Here is a 21,082-nt window from a genome sequence, read left to right as displayed (position 1 = left end):
AAAAACTTAAAAACAAGAAACACCTATATTTCAAAAGTTTAAATTAAAAAATTAAATTAATGCTTTTTATCTAATTTGGAAAAAATGGATGAAGATTAGGACTTATTGGATAGTGACGATTGGCTAAAAATAGTTCAATCAAAGGCAGATGTTTTGTAACGAATGCATTGAATTACTCAGGGAATTAAATAATTTTAAGAAGGAATACATATGAAAACGATAGATGCAAACACGATTATCAACCGCGAAAAACTGTCTCCACTACAGTGGATGGTTTTTATCCTTGGCTTTTTCGTCTTCTTCTGTGATGGTCTAGACACAGGGATTATTGGTTTTATTGCCCCTGCATTACTCGATGATTGGGGAATTACCAAGCCGCAACTTGCTCCGGTTTTAAGTGCTGCCTTAGTCGGCATGTCGATTGGTGCAATCATTTCTGGCCCTCTGTCCGATAAGTTTGGACGTAAAGGCGTCATTGTTTTTACAAGCCTTTTATTTTCAATATTTACGATTTTGTGTGGCTTTGCCAATTCAACCCAAGACTTAATGATTTATCGCTTTATTACAGGTGTTGGCTTAGGTGCAGCCATGCCAAACATCAGTACCATTGTCTCGGAATACATGCCTGTAAAACGTAAAGCATTCTTAACAGGCCTTGCTGGTTGTGGCTTTATGCTGGGTATTTCTTGTGGCGGTGTGCTGTCAGCTTATCTATTAGAAAGCTATGGCTGGGCTAAGGTGATTATTATTGGCGGAAGCATTCCCCTAATTTTAGTGGTTGCTTTATTACTTAAATTACCTGAATCAACTCAATACTTAATTACACGTCATCAACAAGATAAAGCTCAGCGTATTTTAGAAAATATTCAAGGTCATTCTTTTCAAGAGCCTGTAAAACTTGTTTTAACTCAAGCAGAAAATACCTCTGATGAAAATCCAGTTAAAATCGTTTTAGGAAAATACCTGTGGGGTTCAAGCATGCTTTGGCTCTGCTGCTTTACCAGTCTGTTGGTGTTTTATCTTTTAACAAGCTGGATGCCAACAATTTTAAAAACAGCAGGTTTTAGTACTCAACAGTTTAGTTTAATTGCAGCGATTTTCCCTTTTGGTGGTGTGATTGGTGCAACTATTATGGGATGGTACATGGATAAACTGAATCCAACTACAGTGATTAAATATTCATATCTGATTGCTTTTGGACTATTCATTGTTGCAGGTCTGGTGAGCTCAAATATTTTCTTGTTAGGTCTTACTATCTTCTTAATTGGTGCCTTACTTGCAGGTGCTCAGTCTTCATTACTGCCACTTGCAGCTATGTTCTATCCAGCAGTGTGCCGTGCTGTTGGCGTTTCGTGGATGCATGGTATTGGTCGTATCGGTGCAATTTTAGGTGCTTTCTTTGGCTCTCTTATTTTTACTTTCAACTTAAGCTTAAGCGGTATTTTCTTTATTCTTGCATTACCAACCTTCATTTCATTTATTGCCCTTAGTCTTAAAGTCATTTATGAAAAATCTAAAAATAAGCAAGTGTTGAATCTTGAAAATAGTATTTAAAAATATATAGATAAATAAAAACCTGATTTAGGCAACTAAATCAGGTTTTTATTTGGAAAAATTAAATATTAGAAAATTTTGCCTTTAGTTTCACTTGGATTTTCTCCGAACTCTTCGCGATATTCTTGAGAGAAACGACTTAAATGGTTAAAGCCCCAGTCATAGGCAAGCTTTGAAATAGAAACCTTTCTATCCGCTCCTGTGGTACTCAAGATTTTATAAATTTGTTGAAGGCGATATTTTTTCAAATACGACATTGGACTGGTGCCGTAGTATTGTTGAAATTCGTCATACAATTTTGATTTTGAAACCCCAGCCAGACGTTGCAAATCTTCTGCACAGATTTCTTCGTGCGCATGTTCAATAATAAAATTACGAACCTTACGAATATAAGCTGGCTCATCTTGATGGGATAGTGACTTTAAGGCTTCAGAGTAGTTGTTTTCTTGAGACAACAATAACGCTTTAATTACAAAATTTTCATAGTCCTCAGACAACATCTGCAAACCATAAAAATTGCTATATTGCGATTTTAACTGTACAAAATTTTGAATGTTCTTCCACCATGCACCAATCAATTGCTCCGAGTCCAGATGCATTTCGGGGTTAAAAATAATGGGAGCTTCTATAGGTTTATTCAGTAGATCCGCAAGAACAATCTGCATACTCCGCTCAGGAATAACCACCTGAAATTTTCTGCAATCTTTATCGATAATCAAATCTTGTTGATCGTTATTTGAAACAATAAGGCCTCTGTTTTCATCAGATTGATAATGAGCGCCACGAATGTTGAGAGCTTGTCGACCTTGTATAGGCAAACTAATGCTATAAGCTTTTAGATTAGAGATGTTAATGGCAACATTTGCACCATAACTGATTGTGCCAATTGCCATTTTTTTATTAGGCAGACGCATTCCATCATAGTGAAAATCGAGAGTGTCTTTGTAAATTGTGTCTAGACGGTGTTCACCACAAATTGTGGACATCAAATTCTGCGCAAATTCAGCTTTACGCGAATAATGATTGAGTTCCGTCTGTTGGCTGAGTGATATCATATCCTTTTCACCTAGCAATAACTTATTGCTTAAAAAGCAACTTGTATGCCAATTAATATCCTTTAATTGACGAGTTTTCCTGAAAAAATATCGAATCAAGAAAGAGAGTAAATATTACTTTCTCATACTCTATTAGATTTTAAAAATGGAAATAAGTTAAATACCTTTAAAGTATAACTTTATACCTTAACAAACTTATTTTATTAGATTTTTTATAAACAACTAGAATAGAGATAAATCATTATTTTGAACAGTAGACTATCGTAAATTTTAACGAATAAAAAACCGCCTATTTTAAATAAGCGGCTTTTATAAAACACTTAAATTATTGTGCTGTGTAGCCACCATCCATGACAACAGCTTGGCCTGTTACCCCACCTGCTTTGTCACTCGCAAGGAAAATTGCATAATCAGCAATTTCTTCAACTGACAACAAACGCTTTTGAGGAACCATGGCCAAAATTACATCTTCAAGAGCACTGTCTAAACTCACATTACGAGTTTTCGCCAAATCTGCAATTTGACCTCGAACTAATGGTGTGTCTACATAACCTGGGCAAAGTGCATTTACGGTAATACCATCTCGTGCACATTCCAAAGCCGCAACTTTTGTCAAACCAATTAAACCATGTTTAGCACTGTTGTAACCTGCTTTCCCAGCAAAGCCAATTAAGCCATTAATTGAAGCCATATTAATAATACGGCCAGATTTTTGAGTTTTCATAATTGGAAAAACATGCTTAATACCAATAAATGAACCAGTGAGCATGACCTGAACTAACTTTTGAAAAACAGCCGTTGGAAACTCTTCAATAGAAGCAACATGTTGGAAACCAGCATTGTTAATTAAGATATCAACTGTACCAAAAGTCTTTTGAGTTAACTCAATTGCTTGTTTATAAGCATCTTCGTCAGTTACGTCACATGGTGCAGATAATGCATCAAAACCTTGCTCTTTAAGTGAGCTCGCCGTTTCTTGGCACTTTTCGGCATTCATATCAGAAATGACAACTTTGGCACCTTCTTGAGCAAATTTCTTAGCAATCTCTAAACCGATACCACTTGCAGAACCTGTAATAAAAGCAACTTTACCGTCTAAAAGTTTAGTCATCTATTTACTCCTTAATACTTATAACGTGCTGATTTAAACAATACCCGTTACGGTAAAGACCGTAATCACTACAAATACCGCTAATGTCTTAATTACTGTGACTGCAAAAATATCTTTATACGATTGTTTATGGGTTAAACCTGTAACAGCGAGTAAAGTGATGACAGCACCATTATGCGGAAGTGTATCCATACCGCCCGATGCCATCGCAACCACGCGATGCATAACTTCTGGCGGAATACCTGCTAGTAAAATCGCGGCGTTATAGTGTTCAGCCATCGCACTTAAAGCGATACTCATACCACCAGAAGCTGAACCGGTAATACCTGCTAATACGGTTGTGGTCACTGCCCCATTCACTAAAGGATTTGTGAAGGTACTGCTCATTGCATGACTAATCATGGCAAAGCCCGGTAATGACGCAATAATTGCACCGAAACCATACTCAGAAGCCGTATTCATCACTGCTAAAAGTGAGCCACCAATACTGGCATTAATGCCCTCTTTAAAATTCGTCACTACACGCTGATAATCAAACAAAATTGCAGAAATAATCCCGACAATAAGCGCAAGCCCAACCGCCCAGATCGCACCAGTTTTTGCTACATCTACGGTGTAGTCAGCTAAACCGACCGTGGCAAAATCAAAGCCATTTGGGTACCACTCTTTAATGGCTTTAGACAAATATTTGTTCATTACTGCAACAAGAATAAGGGGTACAAACGCTAAAAACTGACGTGCAGTACTTCCGTTATTTTGCCCAGTCATATCGGCTTCAATTTCTTGAGATGGCGTATCGTCTACACCAAAACCAGAGAAGCCTTCACCAGCTTTTGCAGCAGCGCGGCGACGCCATTCCAAGTAACTCAAACCCATACATAGTACAAAAATAGCGCCAATAATTCCTAGAAATGGTGCGGCATAAATATTGGTGCCAAAGAATGTGGTAGGAATTACGTTTTGGATTTGTGGCGTACCAGGCAATGCATCCATCGTAAATGTAAATGCACCCAGCGCGATGGTTCCCGGAATTAAACGTTTTGGAATATTAGCTTGTCTAAACAACTGATTGGCAAAAGGATAAATTGCGAATACAGCAACAAAAAGACTCACACCGCTATAGGTTAAAATTGCACCTAGTAATACAACCGTTAAAATTGCCTTTTTTACCCCAATCCATCTTACGATGGTTCTTGCAATAGACTCGGCAATTCCTGACATTTCAACAACTTTACCGAAAATTGCGCCAAGCAAGAATACAAGAAAGTAATCTTTAATAAAGTTCACCATTTTGGGCATAAATACACCCGAATAAAACGGTAAAACATTAGCTGGGTTAATGAGTAGAACAGCAAGTAAGGCACAAATTGGTGCCATGAGAATGACTGAAAAACCCTTGTAAGCTGTATACATTAACAGCCCAAGCGAAAGTAGAATTACAAATAATTCCCACATATATTCCTTCTCCCTAAAGAATAGATATTAGGTTCAATAAAATTACCAAAAGATATTTAGGTTATCCCAAACCTAAAATGATAAAAATCACAGTATCTATGAGTGGTAATAGGTAAATGAGCTTAAAAACAAAATATCACTAAAATATTTAAAAACAATGTAATTTATTTAAATTTTAAAATACTAATAAAATACAAATGTTTATGTTTTTTAATTGGTAAAATTCATCTATTTAAAAATTATTATTGTTTTATAAAACTTATTAATTATTGAGTAAATTAAATTAATACCTCTATATTATTTAATAAAGATAATTAAATAATATATTTTTTAAAATAATTTAATAAGTATTCCTCTAGTCAATTTTTTTAGAAATATTATATTAGAAAAATCTTTATATAAATTACACTTCTAGGTGCGCTGAGTGGACTAAAGAACTGACACGACTGAACTAAGAAAAGCCCTCTTTAGAGGGCTTATATTTTCAAGTAGAAAAAACTACTCTAATTCAGATCCTATCATTGATTAAATTTGATATTGATCAGCTTTAAGATTTGGTTGTTCTACAAGTAATTCGATAAAAGATGGAATTGATGTAGTATTAAGCAAATATGGGTTAAATTCATCTACATGGTGATGAAAAAAGAAGTCTTTTATTTTCGTATTTATAGGAGCAAATTTCATACTCCAGTGTTTAAATAACCGTTGTTCAGCAGGTTCCGAAAAGATGATTTCGCAGTTCTGATGTCTTGGATCTTTCAAAATTAATTTATAAAATAACGATTCGACCTGTTCTTTCTCGCCTTCTAAGTATTGCAAGAAATACCCATTACCATAGTAAAGCACTCCTGTAATACCATTATAAGAGTTAAATTTGACTGCTTCTGTAAGAATATCGATTAAATCTTGTTTTACTTGACTATGTTCACTATTGGTTTTACTTGCATACATAAAGCCGATTAAACTCATAGCGATAACTCGAAGATATATGTCAGTTGGGCATTCTGACATCTACCCTCCACGCTTACAACCTGACCTATTTAAAACCTTATATTTAAAGAGTAAAGATTATTATCATTTTGAAAATAACAAACTTTAACAACTAGAATTTTTTTGTAAATTAATACCAACTTAACAAACCAACCAGAAAGTATTAATTTCAGTAAAATTGAAAATTGTCTTTAATTTATGGATGTCTAATGGAGAACCATGAAATTACTCTTCAGGACGAACATCATAAACAACTTAAGATTGTCAAAGTTCAGGATGTCCGTTTTGATGTAAATACGCTTAACAATAGTTATCAATGGTTATGGGTATTTGATCATAGTTCAGAGTTTTTCCCATTTGAATTGTGGGATCAGCTCGACAATGCGACTGTTCATCAAAAGATAAAGCTCGATAATCAAGTTTTTAAAATTATCAAGATTTTGTCAAAGAAAACTAAAGTCAGGCCCTCTTAACTTATAGCTGTACGAATAAGATAAAAGCTTAGGAAATGGTCATTCCTTAAAGTTTTTAAATCACTACTGGATTAGCAAGCCAATCATATAGAAATTGTTCTTGGTAATGAGTTTATTGAATTTGTTCAGCTGTCAGCTTTTTTATTTCAGCAGCTTTATTCATTACAGAATTAGAATTATTTACAATGGTATTAAAGCTCTGAATAATGTTGTTAGTAATCGGAAACTGTTTTGCTCATGTCTATTGTAGTTTGTGATACCAAATCACCTCGATCCGTAATTTGCGACATTTCTTCTACTAAACCTTTGACATTACGTTTGGCATTCTGTTAATCAATAACAATGACGAGATGGGATTCTTGCGCCATTTTACTTTCCAAACCACTGTGAGTTTATGAAGGTGGTTATCTATATTTCTTTGACGCACTTCAACGAAGCTGCCTTTAAGTCATTATCAGCTTTGTAGATCATATTTGAGTTAGAGGCACTTAACGTTATTCTAGTTTCGAGTATATCTTTGTTTAGAAGCTTCACTTCTAGAGTCATACCATTTTGAATGTAAATCATATTATTTGCATACTTAACTTTGTTGAATACAACATGTCCACTCGTATCATCACAAAGTATTCCATTGCCATCTGAATCAAGTTTTATGGTTGATATGCCTGGCCCGATCGAAATCGTCCATATACCAGACACTGAAGGTGTTGACGGCTGCACTTCGCTAAATTTATTATTAATCAATTGAGTAGATGGATTTACACATCCACTCAATATAAGTGGTACTATCACTAAGCTAAGCATAGTTTTATTCATTAATTTTACCCTTATACAATTTCATTTATCTTTTAAATTAAGTTTTAAAGAATTTAAAATTCACAAATATTTTAATTGAATTAAGACTAGCTTTATATTGAGATATAGTTTTTTTGATAAACAGCATTTATTTAATCATGGTTATTCAATAGAATGTCAATGTAAAATCTTGATAAGAAAACAAAATATGATGTGGCTTAAATTTATCTTGTACCCTCTGGGAATGTTTCTACTATGGCAAATCATTTTCATCATCGAACAACTTTCTTTAGAGTTTTTAAATACACCACAAATAGTTGTAGGTATAATTGCGCTGATCATAAATTGCGGTATGCAAATTTTGATTGGTTATAAAGTTCCTCAATTAGCACCGAAACATAAATTTGTAGCGAGTATTACATACATCATCTTATTCACTTTTTTAGTAGCAATTTATTCAACAACTATTTTATTAGAAGGCTTAAAAGTTGCCCCTCAAGCAATTTGGCTAGGTTATTTATTTTTCCATGTAGTTGGAATGGCTCTATATTTTGCAAACAACACGGATGAATTCTGCTGGGAAAATTTACTAAAGTAGTTCCACATATTGTTCTCAACTTTCTTTTTCATAATTTTTGTCAAAAAACATCATATTAGACAAATTTTCGTATAAATTACCCTTCTAGGTGAGCTGAGCAATCTAAAGGAATGAAATGACGCTTAAACAATTAAAAGCTTTTTTAGCTCTTGCGCGTACCCTCAACTATGCCAATGCATCTTTAGATTTACATCTTAGCCAATCAGCTTTAAGCCTCACCATCAAAAGCCTAGAAGAAGAATTAGGTGGGAAACTATTTAACCGTAATACTCGCCGTGTTGAACTTACTCAGGAAGGCAAATCACTTATTCCCTATGCAAAAAAATTAATTGCCAACTGGGATGAAATGGAAAATGATGTCAAACAAAGATTTAAGCTCAACCGTGGAACCTTAAGTATTGCCTCTATGCCATTTGTGACTCATGCAATTTTGCCTGAGGTGATTCATCAATTTTTAGCACTTCACCCCAATCTAAACTTTTCAATTCAAGATATTCCAAATGAGACCATTATAGAAAAAGTCCAAGATGGTATTTTTGAACTTGGTATCTGCTTTGAACCTGATCTCACTGAAGGCTTAGAGTTTAAGCCACTGTTCGAAGAAGATTTCTTGGCTCTATTACCTAAGACTCACCCACTCGCTCAATCATCTTCTATTACATGGCATGAGCTTTGTTTAAATCCATTTGTGACATTACAAAAACCTTCAATTGTTCGTTATTTGGTTGAGCAAAATTGTTTGCGAAATAATATAACGCTCGATTTGAAAGTTGAATGTCACCAAATTTCATCACTTTCAAGCTTCGTTGCTTACGGAATTGGAGTAAGTGCTATTCCAAGGCACTTCGCTAAACATATTGATAAAGAACATAATGTGTTGATTGAATTAAAAGACGAAACTATTCATAAGACAGTGGGAATTGTTTATAAAAAGAACTTTGAAATTTCAAATATTTCTACTCAATTTATTGATGCTCTGGTTCAATATAAATTTTAAAAAATTAAAGACTGCATTTTAGGGTGAGCTACGCGCACGCTTAAGCTAAATTTATTAATTTATATCATTTTCAATATCTTAAAACAAATTATTAAAGGTTTTAGCGTTTTATACGTCTGTTTTTTTGTTGTTAATTTGATAGCATTCATTGACTATACTCATTAATCCTTTAAAAAAATTAACTTCTATAACACAAATTGAAATGCTAAAACTAAGCTTACTAAGGGATATAGGATAACAATAGAATGAATAAAGTTTATGCCAATGCAGAGGCAGCACTGAAAGATGTTATTGCAGATAATCAAACACTTGCCGTTGGCGGTTTTGGTTTATGCGGAATTCCTGAAAAACTGATTGTTGCAGTTAAGCAAAGTGGCGTGACTGGTCTCACTTGTATTTCGAATAACGCAGGTGTAGATGACTTTGGCTTAGGTATTTTACTTCAAACCAAACAGATTAAAAAAATGATTTCTTCTTATGTTGGTGAAAACAAAGAATTTGAGCGTCAGTATTTAAATGGTGAACTTGATGTAGAACTCACCCCACAAGGCACTTTAGCTGAAAAGTTACGTGCTGGTGGTGCAGGAATTCCCGCATTTTATACTCAAACTGGTGTAGGTACACTCATTGCTGAAGGTAAAGAAGAACGTACTTTTAAAGGCAAAAACTACATTTTAGAAGAATCATTAACTGCGGATATCGCGCTTGTTAAAGCGTATAAGGCAGACAAAGCAGGTAATTTGGTGTTCCGTAAAACTGCTCAGAATTTTAATCCTGAATGTGCGATGGCTGGAAAAATTACAATTGCAGAAGTTGAACAGGTTGTTGAAATTGGTGAATTGGATCCGGATGAAATCCATTTAGCGGGTATCTATGTAAACCGCATTGTACTTAACGCATCACCTGAAAAACGCATTGAGCATAAAACTTTAAGCACGGAGGCAGTATAAAATGGCTTGGTCACGCAATGAAATGGCACAACGTGCTGCAAAAGAACTTGAAGATGGTTTTTATGTCAATTTAGGTATCGGCTTACCTACTCTAGTTGCCAACTATATTCCTGAAAATATTAATGTTTGGCTTCAATCTGAAAATGGTTTATTAGGTATTGGCGAGTTCCCGACTGAAGAAACGGTTGATGCTGATTTAATTAATGCTGGTAAACAAACGGTTACTGCTCGCCCAGGCGCTGCTTTTTTCTCAAGCTCAGCATCTTTTGCCATGATACGTGGTGGCCATGTAAACATTGCTATTTTAGGTGCAATGGAAGTTTCTGAAAATGGTGACTTGGCTAACTGGATGATTCCAGGTAAGAAAGTCAAAGGTATGGGCGGCGCAATGGACTTGGTTGTTGGTGTCCAAAAAGTTGTAGTGCTTATGGAACACTGTGCAAAAGATGGTACGCCAAAAATTGTGAAAAACTGTAGTTTGCCTTTAACAGGTAAAGGTGTGGTTCATCGCGTAATTACTGACCTAGGTGTAATGGACATTACTCCACAAGGTGTAGAGCTGATTGAACTTGCTAAGGATGTCACGCTTGAACAGATTCAAGCTGTTACAGGCGTCGAATTTTATAAAACATTAGTCGCATAAAATTAAATTTTTAGTAAGAAATATAAGACTTAAGTTAGAAAGTGAGCTTAAGTCTTAACCCTTTTAAGCACCGGATGTGCTGTCTATAAATAAGAACGAGAAGGATTTTTCAGCTATGGAAAAACAGCAAGGAATTTTTGAAAGATTTGCTCTTCGGATTAGTGACTGGTCTGAAAAATGGTTTCCTGATTCATATATTTTTGCACTACTCGGCGTCATTATCGTGTCAGTTGCCGCTTTAAGTATTGGTGCCCCAATTCACGATGTAGCGACTTCTTTTGGTAATGGTTTCTGGAGTCTTATTCCCTTTACCCTGCAAATGACAATGCTGATTATTGTAGGTTATGTCGTTTCTGTTTCTAAGCCAGTAAAGTTTCTGATTCAAAAAATGGCACGTATTCCAAATTCTGGACGTGGTGCTATTGTTTTGGTTGCAACAGTTAGTTTGTTAATTTCACTGGTCAATTGGGCTGTTAGTACAATTCTTACTGCACTTTTAGTGATCGCATTAGCGAAACGTAAAGAGTTGAATATGGATTACCGTGCTGCAGCAGCAGCGGCCATTATTGGTATGGGTGCAACTTGGGCGCTTGGCATCAGCTCTTCGGCAGCACAGCTTCAGGCAAATAAAAGCAGTCTGCCAGAGTCAATTTATAATCTTACGGGTGTTATTCCATTTACCGAAACGATCTTTCTTTGGCAATCAATTGCAATGACCATTATTTTGGTGATTGTTTCAATCGCAATCGCGTATTGGTCAGCTCCAAAAGGTAATAATGTTAAAACGATTGATAGTTTTGACGTTCAGTTTGAAGAAGACAAACCACATGAGGAGAAATCAACGCGTCCGGGCGACTGGTTAGAAAACTCACCTATTTTAACGATTATTGTGGTTGCTTTAGGCGTAATTTGGATGTTTTTTGAATTTTCAAAAAGTAATCCAATCATTGCTATTTCAAGCTTAAATACATACAACTTTGTGTTTTTAATGCTTGGTCTAGCATTACATGGAACACCACGAAACTTCTTAAATGCTGTTGCAAAAGCAGTTCCAGCCGTATCAGGCATCTTAATTCAGTTTCCACTTTACGGAAGCATCGCTTTTATTATGACACAAGCTTTAAACAGCCAAGATTTATCACTGTCGCACTATGTTGCCGAGTTTTTCGTTTCAATTGCATCAAAAGAAACCTTCGCAATTGTGATGGGAATTTACTCTGCCATCCTTGGGTTCTTTGTACCCTCTGGCGGTGGAAAATGGATTATCGAAGCACCATATGTCATGCAAGCAGCAAATGATTTAAAAGTTCATTTAGGCTGGTCTGTACAAATTTATAATGCAGCCGAAGCTTTACCAAATTTAATCAATCCATTCTTCATGCTACCAATGTTAGGTATTTTAAAACTAAAAGCAAAAGATGTGATTGGTTTTACAGTCACTCAGCTCGTTGTTCATTTTCCGTTAGTTTTATTTTTATTGTGGTTCTTTGGAAGAACGCTTAGCTACACCCCACCCACTTTTTAATTTACTGGCGCCTTTAGTTTCGGCTAAAGGCAAATTTAGCAAATACATCAATAAGAGATATTAAGATGAGTTCAATTGTTATAGTTTCAGGTAGCCGTACTGCAATGGGCGGTTTTCAAGGCAATCTATCCGCTTTAACTGCACCAGAACTTGGCGCCGCTGTAATTCGTGAATCTATTCAACGTGCAGGTGTTGCACCTGAGCAAGTAGATGAAGTTATTTTTGGTTGCGTATTGAGCGCAGGTATTGGTCAAGGTCCTGCTCGTCAGGCGATGCGTAAAGCTGGTGTGCCTGATCATGTGGGTGCAGTCACCATTAATAAATTGTGTGGGTCTGCCATGAAAGCCGTATTAATGGCATCAGACACCTTAAAAGCTGGTAGTGCCAATATTATTGTTGCGGGTGGTATGGAATCTATGACCAATGCGCCTTATATTTTGCCTAAAGCTCGCGGTGGTTACCGTATGGGTCACGGTGAAATTAAAGACCACATGTTTTTAGATGGTCTTGAAGATGCTGAAACTGGCCGACTAATGGGTTCTTTTGCTCAAGATATGGCAAACACCAAAGGCTTTACACGTGAACAAATGGATAATTTCGCGATTTCTTCACTTAAAAAAGCGCAAACTGCGATTACAGAAGGTTACTTCAAGGAAGAAATTGTTCCTGTTGAAGTAAAAACACGTAAAGGTGTGGAAGTTATCGATCAAGATGAGCAACCATTAAAAGCTAATCTTGAGAAGATTCCAACTTTACGTCCTGCTTTTAGTAAAGACGGTACAATTACAGCTGCAAACTCTAGTTCTATTTCTGATGGTGCTGCTGCGTTAGTACTTACCACAGAAGAATATGCTCAAAGCCATGGTTTAAATACTTTGGCAAAAATAGTTGCAACTTCTACGCACTCACAGCATCCAAGTGAATTTACCATTGCTCCAATTAGTGCAATTCAAAAAGTACTTGAGCGTGCGGGTTGGTCTGTTGACGAAGTAGATGCTTGGGAAATTAATGAAGCTTTTGCAATGGTGGCAATGGCACCAATTCATGATTTAGGTATCGATGAAGCAAAAGTCAACGTACATGGTGGAGCATGTGCTTTAGGACACCCAATTGGTGCAACTGGCTCAAGAATTATTCTTTCTCTTATCTATGCTTTAAAACGCCTAGGTAAAAAGAAAGGTGTTGCTGCACTATGTATTGGTGGCGGTGAAGCTACAGCTGTCGCAATTGAAATTTAAAAATCAAGAGCATAGAAGATGTAAGTGTTTTTCTTACATCTTCTTTTTTAGACTTTAAAAAGTTCATAACAGGTTTGACGGAACCATTTATGACTACTTTTATGATGGCAAGACATATGCCAATGCTGTTTAACATCATAAGTTGGGAAGTCTAGAGGTGCTGGTAAAATCTGTAAATTTTCTCGAACTAATAAGACTTGGCTTAAATAATACGGCACCGTTGCAATCGCATCTGTTTCCTGAACGACCAATCCTACCCCTAGATAACTTGGCAAGCGAATTAGAATATTTCGATCCAAACCTTTGTTCTGTAATTCATTTTTAATATGGTAGTGCCCGATTCCCGCATCAATATCAATATGATATTCACGCATATAATCATCTAAAGTAAAATTATTTGGATCTAAACGAGGATGGCTCTTAGAGCTAATCACAACATAATGTTGTTTGAAAAATTTCTGCTGATAAAAGCCTTCTTCTAATTGGGGTAAAAAGCCAATTGCGAGGTCAATTTCACCATTTGCCATTTGATAGCTAGTTTCTGGTGTGATCGGCCGAATATTCAAACGAATTAAAGGAGCCTTCTCTTTTAAATAGTTTGTTAGTTGCGGCAACAAAACCAGATGAGATACATCTGTCATCGCAATTGTAAAAAGTTGATCCGAAGTAAGCGGGTCAAAGTTCACACTAAAGTTATTAATGCTTTCAACCTTATCAATCACTTCACTAATGAGTGGAAAGATTTCTTTCGCTAATTCGGTTGGAATCATCTCATTTCCAACACGAATAAAAAGTGGATCATTAAAATGCTGACGGATTTTGTTCAGTCCATTACTAACACTCGGTTGTGTAAGGCCAATCGCATCAGCAGCCATTGAAACGCTTTTAAACCGATAAATATGATAAAAAATATTTAGTAATCTACTATCTAGATCAAACAAAATTGTCTCCGTCTGGATCAAATAATCCATTCAAAAAGGACTGAAAACAGGTATAGTTTAGATGAGAATGCTAAACCTGTTTTTAAATTATTGATGTATCGTCTAAATTAACAAAGAATCTAGACCGTCGGCAATGCTTTATAAAGCCTTTCATCATAAAGACAAAAGCATAGCCTCTTTATTTGGTTACTTTGTATATAAATCTAGTGAATACAGCTCATATCATTATAAATTTTAAAATTTAATCATGCTGAATTTGAAAACCTTTCCAGATCTGCTGGACTGCTTTGTTATCACTTAAATTATTTTTAAAAATATAAATATCTTGGGGAAGACAATACTCATGATGATCTAACATGACCAGTTTTCCGTTAGCAAGATCTTCCTCAACATTAATTTTTGGAATCCATGCCACGCCAAGACCTTGCAATACCAGCTCTTTCAAATTGGTTGCATTATCAGTCTCGTATAAGGTTTTATAGATCAACTTACCTTCAATCAGTTGATCTACCAATTTTCGCAAATAAGCATGTTTACTATAAGCAAGCAATGAAAAACTATTCTGAATCGTATGCTTAGGTGTATGATCTGCTTCGGTAGCTGACACTGGAACAATCTCTGTTTCAGCAATCTTGATCCCACTTAAAATATCATCACCAACACGATTAATATGAGATCGATCTGCATAACAAATCATAAAATCGCAGGCACCTTCTTTTAAAAGAGATAAGCCCTCACCACTGTTCGTTGCGACAATTTCGATTTTTAAATCACGCATAAACGTTGGGAATTTTTTTAGAAAAGTCGTTAAAAAACCAGATGCTAATGAGTGGACTACACAAAAACGAATCGTAGATTCGGTTTCATTTTTGATGTTTTTAATCAGCTTAGCTGTTTCTTCTACCTGCTTCTCAATATTTTTAGACATGACCAGCATAATTCGCCCAATGTCTGTAAATTCAATATTATTTTTATTATTTCTAATAATAACTTCAGCTCCAATCATCTCTTCTATTTGCTGAATTCTACGCGTAAAAGCAGATTGGCTAATAAATCGTTTTTCGGCTGCTTTTGAAATAGAACGCTCTCGTTCAAGTGTCAAAAGGTCTTCTACCCAACGTACTTCTAAGTTCATTTTTGCATTCCCTTTTTATAGTTATGTCCTTAATTTGTCTGCTTGGGAAGCTGAATAAATAGCTGAATAGATGAATGAAATATATAAAACATGGGAGTACCTGCAAAAATGCGATGGAAGGATGGCAAAGCCAAACGATAAAAGTAAGTATTTAATAATTCTGACATAGAAAAGAGTGTAAGAGAATAAAAGACTTTCATTTAGCGCAACAACTCATACAAATATAAAATTATTATTCTAAAAATTATTTTAAATCAAAAAGTAAGGTTGATATAACTCAAGTAAATGATCACTTAAGCCTTAATAAAAAATAAAAATAATCTTATGATTTCATCACGTTTTAATTTTTATAAAAAAAAGTCCGCACCTTGGGGAAGAATACGGACTGTAAAACTAAAATGTTGCTAATTTGATCATTTCAGGATTTAAGCTTTCTGACCTAATGAACTCATTCAAATCAGACGATATATTTGCAGTATAGTTCAACTAAATAAACCTGACTATTCTACTAAAGTATCTATTCAAGATTGAACTGAACTAAATTTCTAATATTCACCAATCAGATAATATAGCTTTCTTGAAATTTCAACCATCATATTCGCTGTATATTGAGTAATTTCAAAAACTTGCTTTTTCTGTGGATTAAATACCATATTATCTTTTTCATCGCTAAAAAAAATATAAGTGGTGTATTTATCCATGTGATGGATATGCTCTTTTAAGCTTACTTTTTCCCCAGAATTGGGATCATAGGCGATAAACTTCATTCTCATGAATTTTGTCTCTATACATACAGTCTTTTATCTAAAATTTAATAAAATCTAGATAAAACAATATTTTGATGGATAATATAAAACAGTTAAGCTGAGTAATCGTGGCTACTTATAAGATATTGCTACAATCCTATTTGCCTTGTTTACAGAAGTTTCCGCAGATGCAATAGACTGCTTTGCTTCTTTAAGCAGATGAGAAGTTTTAGACTCGTTCTTCTCTTCACCCTGAAAAAGTACACAGTATGTAAAACTACCCAAAATAATTAATGTAGCTGTGACTTTCAACATAAACTTAAAAACTAAGATTTTTTCGTATTATAGTGTTTTTTATGTGAAATGCATCACATTTTTATATAAATTTATTAGATAAGCTACACTTTTAGGATTGCAGATCTTATTAACTTACTTGATATTTCACTTAAATTAATGAGTCTAAAATTTTGCATACAGTTATTTTTCAAATTAAATGATCATTTAATTCATTAGATAACTTTTTGTGTTAAATATATCTAAACAATAAGCTATTAATTTAAAGAGTAAAATTTAAATTTAATGGGAGAAGAAATAAGTTTTTTAATTTTCAGGGTTAGATAAAAAGAAACTTGATATGCAAAAAACGCATAATTAACTTGATAAATGCATTAGAAGTGAAGCATTTCGAAATCTAATATGAATCATCTACTCTACTAATTCGAAGTTTAATGATGAACGCTGAAATCACCACCCGTATTGAGAAGGATCTTATTGGTTATAGAGAAATCAATAATAATGATTATTACGGAGTTCAAACATTACGTGCTCTAGAAAACTTCAACTTAACTCAAAGCAAAGTTGGAAATTTTCCTCATTTAATTAAAGCCTTAGCAATGGTAAAACTTGCTTGTGCTGAAGCTAACTATAATCTTAAAAGCTTAGATCAAACTAAATTTGAAGCGATTGAATATAGCTGCAATCAACTTATTCGCGGTAATTTTCACGACCAGTTCCCAATTGATATGATGCAAGGCGGTGCTGGTACTTCAACCAATATGAATGCAAATGAAGTATTGGCGAATGTTGCTTTAGAATATATGGGACATTCTAAAGGCCAATATCAATATCTACATCCAAATAACGACATTAACATGTCACAGTCAACAAATGATGTGTACCCTACTGCAATCCGTTTAGGCTTATTGTTAAGTTTAGATGAATTAAACCTTCCTTTTAATAATTTAATCTTAAGTTTCCGCAACAAGTCTCAAGAGTTTGCTCACATCTTAAAAATGGGTCGTACTCAGTTACAAGATGCTGTGCCAATGACATTGGGTCAAGAGTTTGGTGCTTTTGCAGTAACTTTACAAAAAGACCTTGAGCAAATTAATACGCTTATTCCAAATGTTTTAGCTTATATGAACCTTGGCGGTACGGCGATTGGTACGGGAATTACCACTGAATATAGTTACCGTGAACTTGCGATTCAAGCGCTTGGAAAAATTTCTGGTAAGAAAATTAAGTCTGCCCCTGATCTAATCGAAGCAACTTCAGATATGGGTGACTTTGTTCTTTTATCTGGTTTATTAAAACGTACCGCAACTAAACTTTCAAAAATTGCCAATGACTTGCGTTTACTTTCAAGTGGCCCACGTACTGGTATCAATGAAATTAACTTAGAAGCACGTCAACCGGGTAGTTCAATCATGCCGGGTAAAGTAAACCCAGTTATTCCTGAAGCGATGAACCTTGCTTGCTTCCAGATTATTGCAAATGATTTGGCTGTAACTTTAGCTGCTGAAGCTGGTCAATTACAGTTAAATGCAATGGAACCACTTATTGCATTCAAACTATTTGAATCTATGGATTTGCTTGGTAACGCGATGGCAATGTTCCAAAGTAAATGTATTGATACGATTACGGCGAACCCTGAGCATTGTAAAGCTTTAGTTGAAAACTCAATTGGTATTGTGACCGCACTTAACCCATATTTGGGTTATGAAACTACAACTCGTATTGCTAAAACTGCAAATGAAACTGGACAAAGTGTATTAGCACTCGTTCAGAACGAAGGCTTATTATCAGCACAAGTGCTTGATGAGATCTTGTCGATTAATAATATGGTTAAACCAAAAATGTCGGCTTAATTCCTGAAAATAAAAAAGGAGCTTTTATAAGCTCCTTTTTTATTTATTCTATACTTTAAAAACTGAAAGTTGTAGAGAACTGAGCTGTACGTGGATTACCTAAGAATAAATAGTCATCACCCATAAATGCCCCTACATCACGCCAATATTTCTTATTAAATAAGTTATCAATATTGAATCTAAAAGTAGTGTCATGCCCAGCAAAATTTGTTTTATAGGCAGCACCAATATTAAAGACGCTATAGCCACCTACTTTTGCAGTTCCCTCTTTATTTGCATATTTACTGCTGCTGTATTGCATACCACTGAGCAATCTTAATCCTTCAACAGAAGGTACTCTATAAGATAACTGTGCAGTTGCGCGGACTTTCGGCACATTTTGAGTTTGATGACCTTTGTAGCTGTCATTATCAATATCAATAAGACGAGATTTGGTGTAGGTTATGCCAGAGCTTACGTCAACTGTATCGGTTAAAGCGCCCGTTAAACCTAACTCAACACCTTGGTTGTGTTGTTCGCCTTGTTCAATAAAATCGAAAGTTCCATCTGCATTTACTTTGCTATATTGATTGTCTTGTTTTAAATCAAAAATAGCTGCTGTTACCAGGAAGTTGCGTATTTGTTGCTTAACGCCAATTTCATATTGTTCAGAATTTTTAGGTGATAAAACTTCTAGAGCATTATTAGCAAACCATGGAGCTTCACCACCATCTGATAATCCTTTCGCATATGAAGCATAAAGATTAGTTTTAGCAGTTGGGCTATACATGAGCGCTAATTGCGGTAAGAACTTATTTAAATCGGTGTCTCGGCTTTGCTGTCCATCTGACTTATAGGCTTGCTCATCAAGATGAATAAGCTTCCCACCCAATAACGTTGACCATTGATCGTTAAATTGAACTCGGTCAGATACAGTAAGTGCAGTCTGATCACTTTCTAGGGCTTTGTAACGATCGCCTAAGCTGTCTGATGATGGACTGTAGTCAACCGTATCTTGATAGATATTGCCTGTTCCTACCGCTACATTCAGAGGTGTATGGTGCTTTAAGGTTTTATAAGTACGTTGTAATTCGAAAGCAACTTGATGCTGAATGTTGCCAGTATTGAACTGTCCATTTAAACCAGCAGAAAACTGGTTGGTAATTCGCGTGTCATCTGGGCTACGGAAATCGTAAATATCATAATTACCGTGTTTATCAAAAGTATTGCCTAAACCAGAATATTCACAAATATCGTTATAACATCCCCATGGGAAAGCACTATTATCATCAATCACAACACGACTTTGCGATGCACTTAAGCTACCATTCCATTGATCGTTAAATGCATACTGATATTTTAAACTCACATTTATACTGTTATTTACAACCGGTTTACTCCAAGACTGATAACCCAATAAACGGTCTTGATCTACATTTGTTGGTACTTCTTGTCCATCAAGCAGTTGATAACCCGGTACTGAGCGTTGGCTTTGATGCTGTGCTTCAATATCAAACAGTAATTTAGAGCGATCATTAATTTTCCAGTCTAAAGCAACTGAACCAAACTCACGCTTACCATTTGCATGATCAACATTTGGGTGAATACTTTCATGCGCTAAATTTATTCGATAGCCAAAATTATCATTTAAAAAGCCGCCTACATCTGTTGCAAGTGTATAACCACCTTCTGAATTTGCATCGACCGTAATAGTTTTAATATCGGCAGGTCTTTTAGTTACATAGTTAACAACACCGCCAGGAGTCGACATGCCACTTTGAATCGCAGAAATACCTTTTAAAATCTCAACTTGCTCTTTATTTTCTAAAGCTACATTTTGCTCGCCACGTATGGTATGGCCGTTAATGAGATAACTAGAGCCTAAATCGAGGGCAAAACCACGTGCTACAAAGTTTGGATAGTAGCCAATAGCAGCGTAGCCATCTCCCAACGATGGATCATTTTTAATAACATCAGTTAGCGTTTTTGCATGTTGATCTGCTAGGCGCTCAGAAGTAATGGTGGTAATAGATGCAGGAACTTTCTTTACATCGCCTGTTTGAAAACCAGATAAATCAACTTTTTTTGAGGAATACAAATCGTTAGAGTTTTGAGTGGCATTCACGGTAATCGTTGGGAGCTGCGAAACCTCCGCTTCATTTGCATAAACGACAGATGTTATGAGTGCAATAGATGAAGCCAATACTGTTTTAGAGCATGTCATGAAGTGAAGATTTAACGAACGTCTTTCCATTGAATAACTACCTGCCATACCGTGCATAATTTGAAGCGCTAGAAGTAACTACTGAGCCTATTTTTAGCCACGCAAGAATACAGTGACAAATATCGAGAAACAACAAATTATATAATTTTTAGATCAAGTAAATTTTGTGTAATAAAGCGTCATCATTATATGAATATCGTTTATTTTCTTTGAAATTAGGACTATAACTTTTTAAGTATTACCAAATAGTCAAAATAAAACTAAGCTCAGAAATAGGTCTAGACCAAGGAGGAATACAATAACGAATATGGTTAATAAATTAGATGTTTGATTTTAAATAAAGTTTATGGTGCATTGATCAACTCACTAAATTAAGGAATTGTTCGATTATCGATAAAAATATCTTTAAATCGAACAAAAGATCATAGAATCACTAGAATGGAAATTTAAAATTATAAAAAATGAATGGAGAGGAATTCTAAGAAAGTACTCAGGATTGAGTGATATCTAAAGATTCATTCTATTT

Annotated in this window: 19 protein-coding genes; 9 read left to right on the top strand and 10 right to left on the bottom strand. The window is 35.2% G+C overall.

Annotated features, from left to right (window positions below; translation table 11 throughout):
- Positions 1 to 210 precede the first annotated feature (210 nt).
- Positions 211 to 1,554 (top strand): MFS transporter, encoded by a 1,344-nt coding sequence (locus tag WA249_RS10570; protein ID WP_336168558.1) that lies wholly within the window; start codon positions 211 to 213, stop codon positions 1,552 to 1,554.
- Positions 1,555 to 1,622: 68 nt separating this feature from the next.
- On the opposite strand, the gene WA249_RS10565 is transcribed toward WA249_RS10570, so the two are convergent.
- The 4 genes from WA249_RS10565 to WA249_RS10550 all read right to left on the bottom strand — a co-directional run bounded on the left by WA249_RS10565 (position 1,623) and on the right by WA249_RS10550 (position 6,144).
- Positions 1,623 to 2,609, bottom strand: coding sequence for an AraC family transcriptional regulator (locus WA249_RS10565; protein ID WP_107973821.1), 987 nt, complete (start codon positions 2,607 to 2,609; stop codon positions 1,623 to 1,625).
- 325 nt (positions 2,610 to 2,934) lie between these two features.
- Complete coding sequence (locus WA249_RS10560; protein WP_336168554.1) at positions 2,935 to 3,720, bottom strand: 3-hydroxybutyrate dehydrogenase; 786 nt, start codon at positions 3,718 to 3,720, stop codon at positions 2,935 to 2,937.
- Between the two features lie 33 nt (positions 3,721 to 3,753).
- On the bottom strand, positions 3,754 to 5,175 hold the full coding sequence (locus tag WA249_RS10555) for a GntP family permease (RefSeq protein WP_336168552.1): 1,422 nt from the start codon (positions 5,173 to 5,175) through the stop codon (positions 3,754 to 3,756).
- A 525-nt stretch (positions 5,176 to 5,700) separates the two neighbouring features.
- Positions 5,701 to 6,144, bottom strand: coding sequence for a BLUF domain-containing protein (locus WA249_RS10550; protein WP_336168646.1), 444 nt, complete (start codon positions 6,142 to 6,144; stop codon positions 5,701 to 5,703).
- Between the two features lie 230 nt (positions 6,145 to 6,374).
- On the opposite strand from WA249_RS10550, the gene WA249_RS10545 reads away from it, so the two are divergent.
- Positions 6,375 to 6,638, top strand: a complete 264-nt coding sequence (locus WA249_RS10545) for a hypothetical protein (protein ID WP_336168550.1) — start codon at positions 6,375 to 6,377, stop codon at positions 6,636 to 6,638.
- 408 nt (positions 6,639 to 7,046) lie between these two features.
- On the opposite strand, the gene WA249_RS10540 is transcribed toward WA249_RS10545, so the two are convergent.
- Entirely contained in the window at positions 7,047 to 7,454 is a 408-nt protein-coding gene (locus WA249_RS10540) for a J517_1871 family lipoprotein (protein WP_336168548.1), read from the bottom strand.
- A 187-nt stretch (positions 7,455 to 7,641) separates the two neighbouring features.
- Here WA249_RS10540 and WA249_RS10535 point away from each other — a divergent pair, with 187 nt between their 5' ends.
- The 6 genes from WA249_RS10535 (at position 7,642) to WA249_RS10510 (ending at position 13,384) form a co-directional block, all read left to right on the top strand.
- Positions 7,642 to 8,031: a hypothetical protein gene (locus tag WA249_RS10535; RefSeq protein ID WP_336168546.1), complete on the top strand. Its 390-nt coding sequence runs from the start codon at positions 7,642 to 7,644 to the stop codon at positions 8,029 to 8,031.
- A gap of 115 nt (positions 8,032 to 8,146) precedes the next feature.
- Positions 8,147 to 9,028, top strand: a complete 882-nt coding sequence (locus WA249_RS10530) for a LysR family transcriptional regulator (RefSeq protein WP_336168544.1) — start codon at positions 8,147 to 8,149, stop codon at positions 9,026 to 9,028.
- A gap of 245 nt (positions 9,029 to 9,273) precedes the next feature.
- Positions 9,274 to 9,978 carry a CoA transferase subunit A gene (locus WA249_RS10525; RefSeq protein ID WP_016138175.1) on the top strand — a complete coding sequence of 235 codons (705 nt, stop codon included), beginning with the start codon at positions 9,274 to 9,276 and terminating at the stop codon, positions 9,976 to 9,978.
- A 1-nt stretch (position 9,979) separates the two neighbouring features.
- Positions 9,980 to 10,621, top strand: a complete 642-nt coding sequence (locus WA249_RS10520; RefSeq protein ID WP_004642758.1) for a 3-oxoacid CoA-transferase subunit B — start codon at positions 9,980 to 9,982, stop codon at positions 10,619 to 10,621.
- 115 nt (positions 10,622 to 10,736) lie between these two features.
- Positions 10,737 to 12,146: a short-chain fatty acid transporter gene (locus WA249_RS10515; protein WP_336168540.1), complete on the top strand. Its 1,410-nt coding sequence runs from the start codon at positions 10,737 to 10,739 to the stop codon at positions 12,144 to 12,146.
- 65 nt (positions 12,147 to 12,211) lie between these two features.
- Positions 12,212 to 13,384, top strand: a complete 1,173-nt coding sequence (locus WA249_RS10510) for a thiolase family protein (RefSeq protein WP_336168538.1) — start codon at positions 12,212 to 12,214, stop codon at positions 13,382 to 13,384.
- Between the two features lie 47 nt (positions 13,385 to 13,431).
- Here WA249_RS10510 and WA249_RS10505 read toward each other — a convergent pair whose 3' ends face one another.
- The 4 genes from WA249_RS10505 to WA249_RS10490 form a co-directional block, all read right to left on the bottom strand.
- A complete protein-coding gene (locus tag WA249_RS10505) occupies positions 13,432 to 14,325 on the bottom strand; it encodes a LysR family transcriptional regulator (protein ID WP_003651675.1) in 894 nt (297 codons plus the stop codon).
- 241 nt (positions 14,326 to 14,566) lie between these two features.
- Entirely contained in the window at positions 14,567 to 15,460 is an 894-nt protein-coding gene (locus tag WA249_RS10500) for a LysR substrate-binding domain-containing protein (RefSeq protein ID WP_336168536.1), read from the bottom strand.
- A gap of 545 nt (positions 15,461 to 16,005) precedes the next feature.
- A complete protein-coding gene (locus WA249_RS10495; protein ID WP_080645707.1) occupies positions 16,006 to 16,227 on the bottom strand; it encodes a hypothetical protein in 222 nt (73 codons plus the stop codon).
- 111 nt (positions 16,228 to 16,338) lie between these two features.
- On the bottom strand, positions 16,339 to 16,521 hold the full coding sequence (locus WA249_RS10490) for a hypothetical protein (RefSeq protein ID WP_336168535.1): 183 nt from the start codon (positions 16,519 to 16,521) through the stop codon (positions 16,339 to 16,341).
- Positions 16,522 to 16,934: 413 nt separating this feature from the next.
- Here WA249_RS10490 and WA249_RS10485 point away from each other — a divergent pair, with 413 nt between their 5' ends.
- Positions 16,935 to 18,353: an aspartate ammonia-lyase gene (locus WA249_RS10485; RefSeq protein WP_192835877.1), complete on the top strand. Its 1,419-nt coding sequence runs from the start codon at positions 16,935 to 16,937 to the stop codon at positions 18,351 to 18,353.
- 55 nt (positions 18,354 to 18,408) lie between these two features.
- Here the strand turns inward: WA249_RS10485 and WA249_RS10480 are convergent, their stop codons facing one another.
- On the bottom strand, positions 18,409 to 20,613 hold the full coding sequence (locus WA249_RS10480) for a TonB-dependent siderophore receptor (RefSeq protein ID WP_336168530.1): 2,205 nt from the start codon (positions 20,611 to 20,613) through the stop codon (positions 18,409 to 18,411).
- Between the last annotated feature and the right edge of the window lie 469 nt (positions 20,614 to 21,082).

The organism is Acinetobacter sp. 161(2023) (assembly GCF_037027805.1).
In the GTDB taxonomy this organism is placed as follows: Bacteria; Pseudomonadota; Gammaproteobacteria; order Pseudomonadales; family Moraxellaceae; genus Acinetobacter.
The sequence above is the reverse complement of the archived record's forward strand: the minus strand, read 5'-3'. Positions and strand labels throughout refer to the sequence as shown.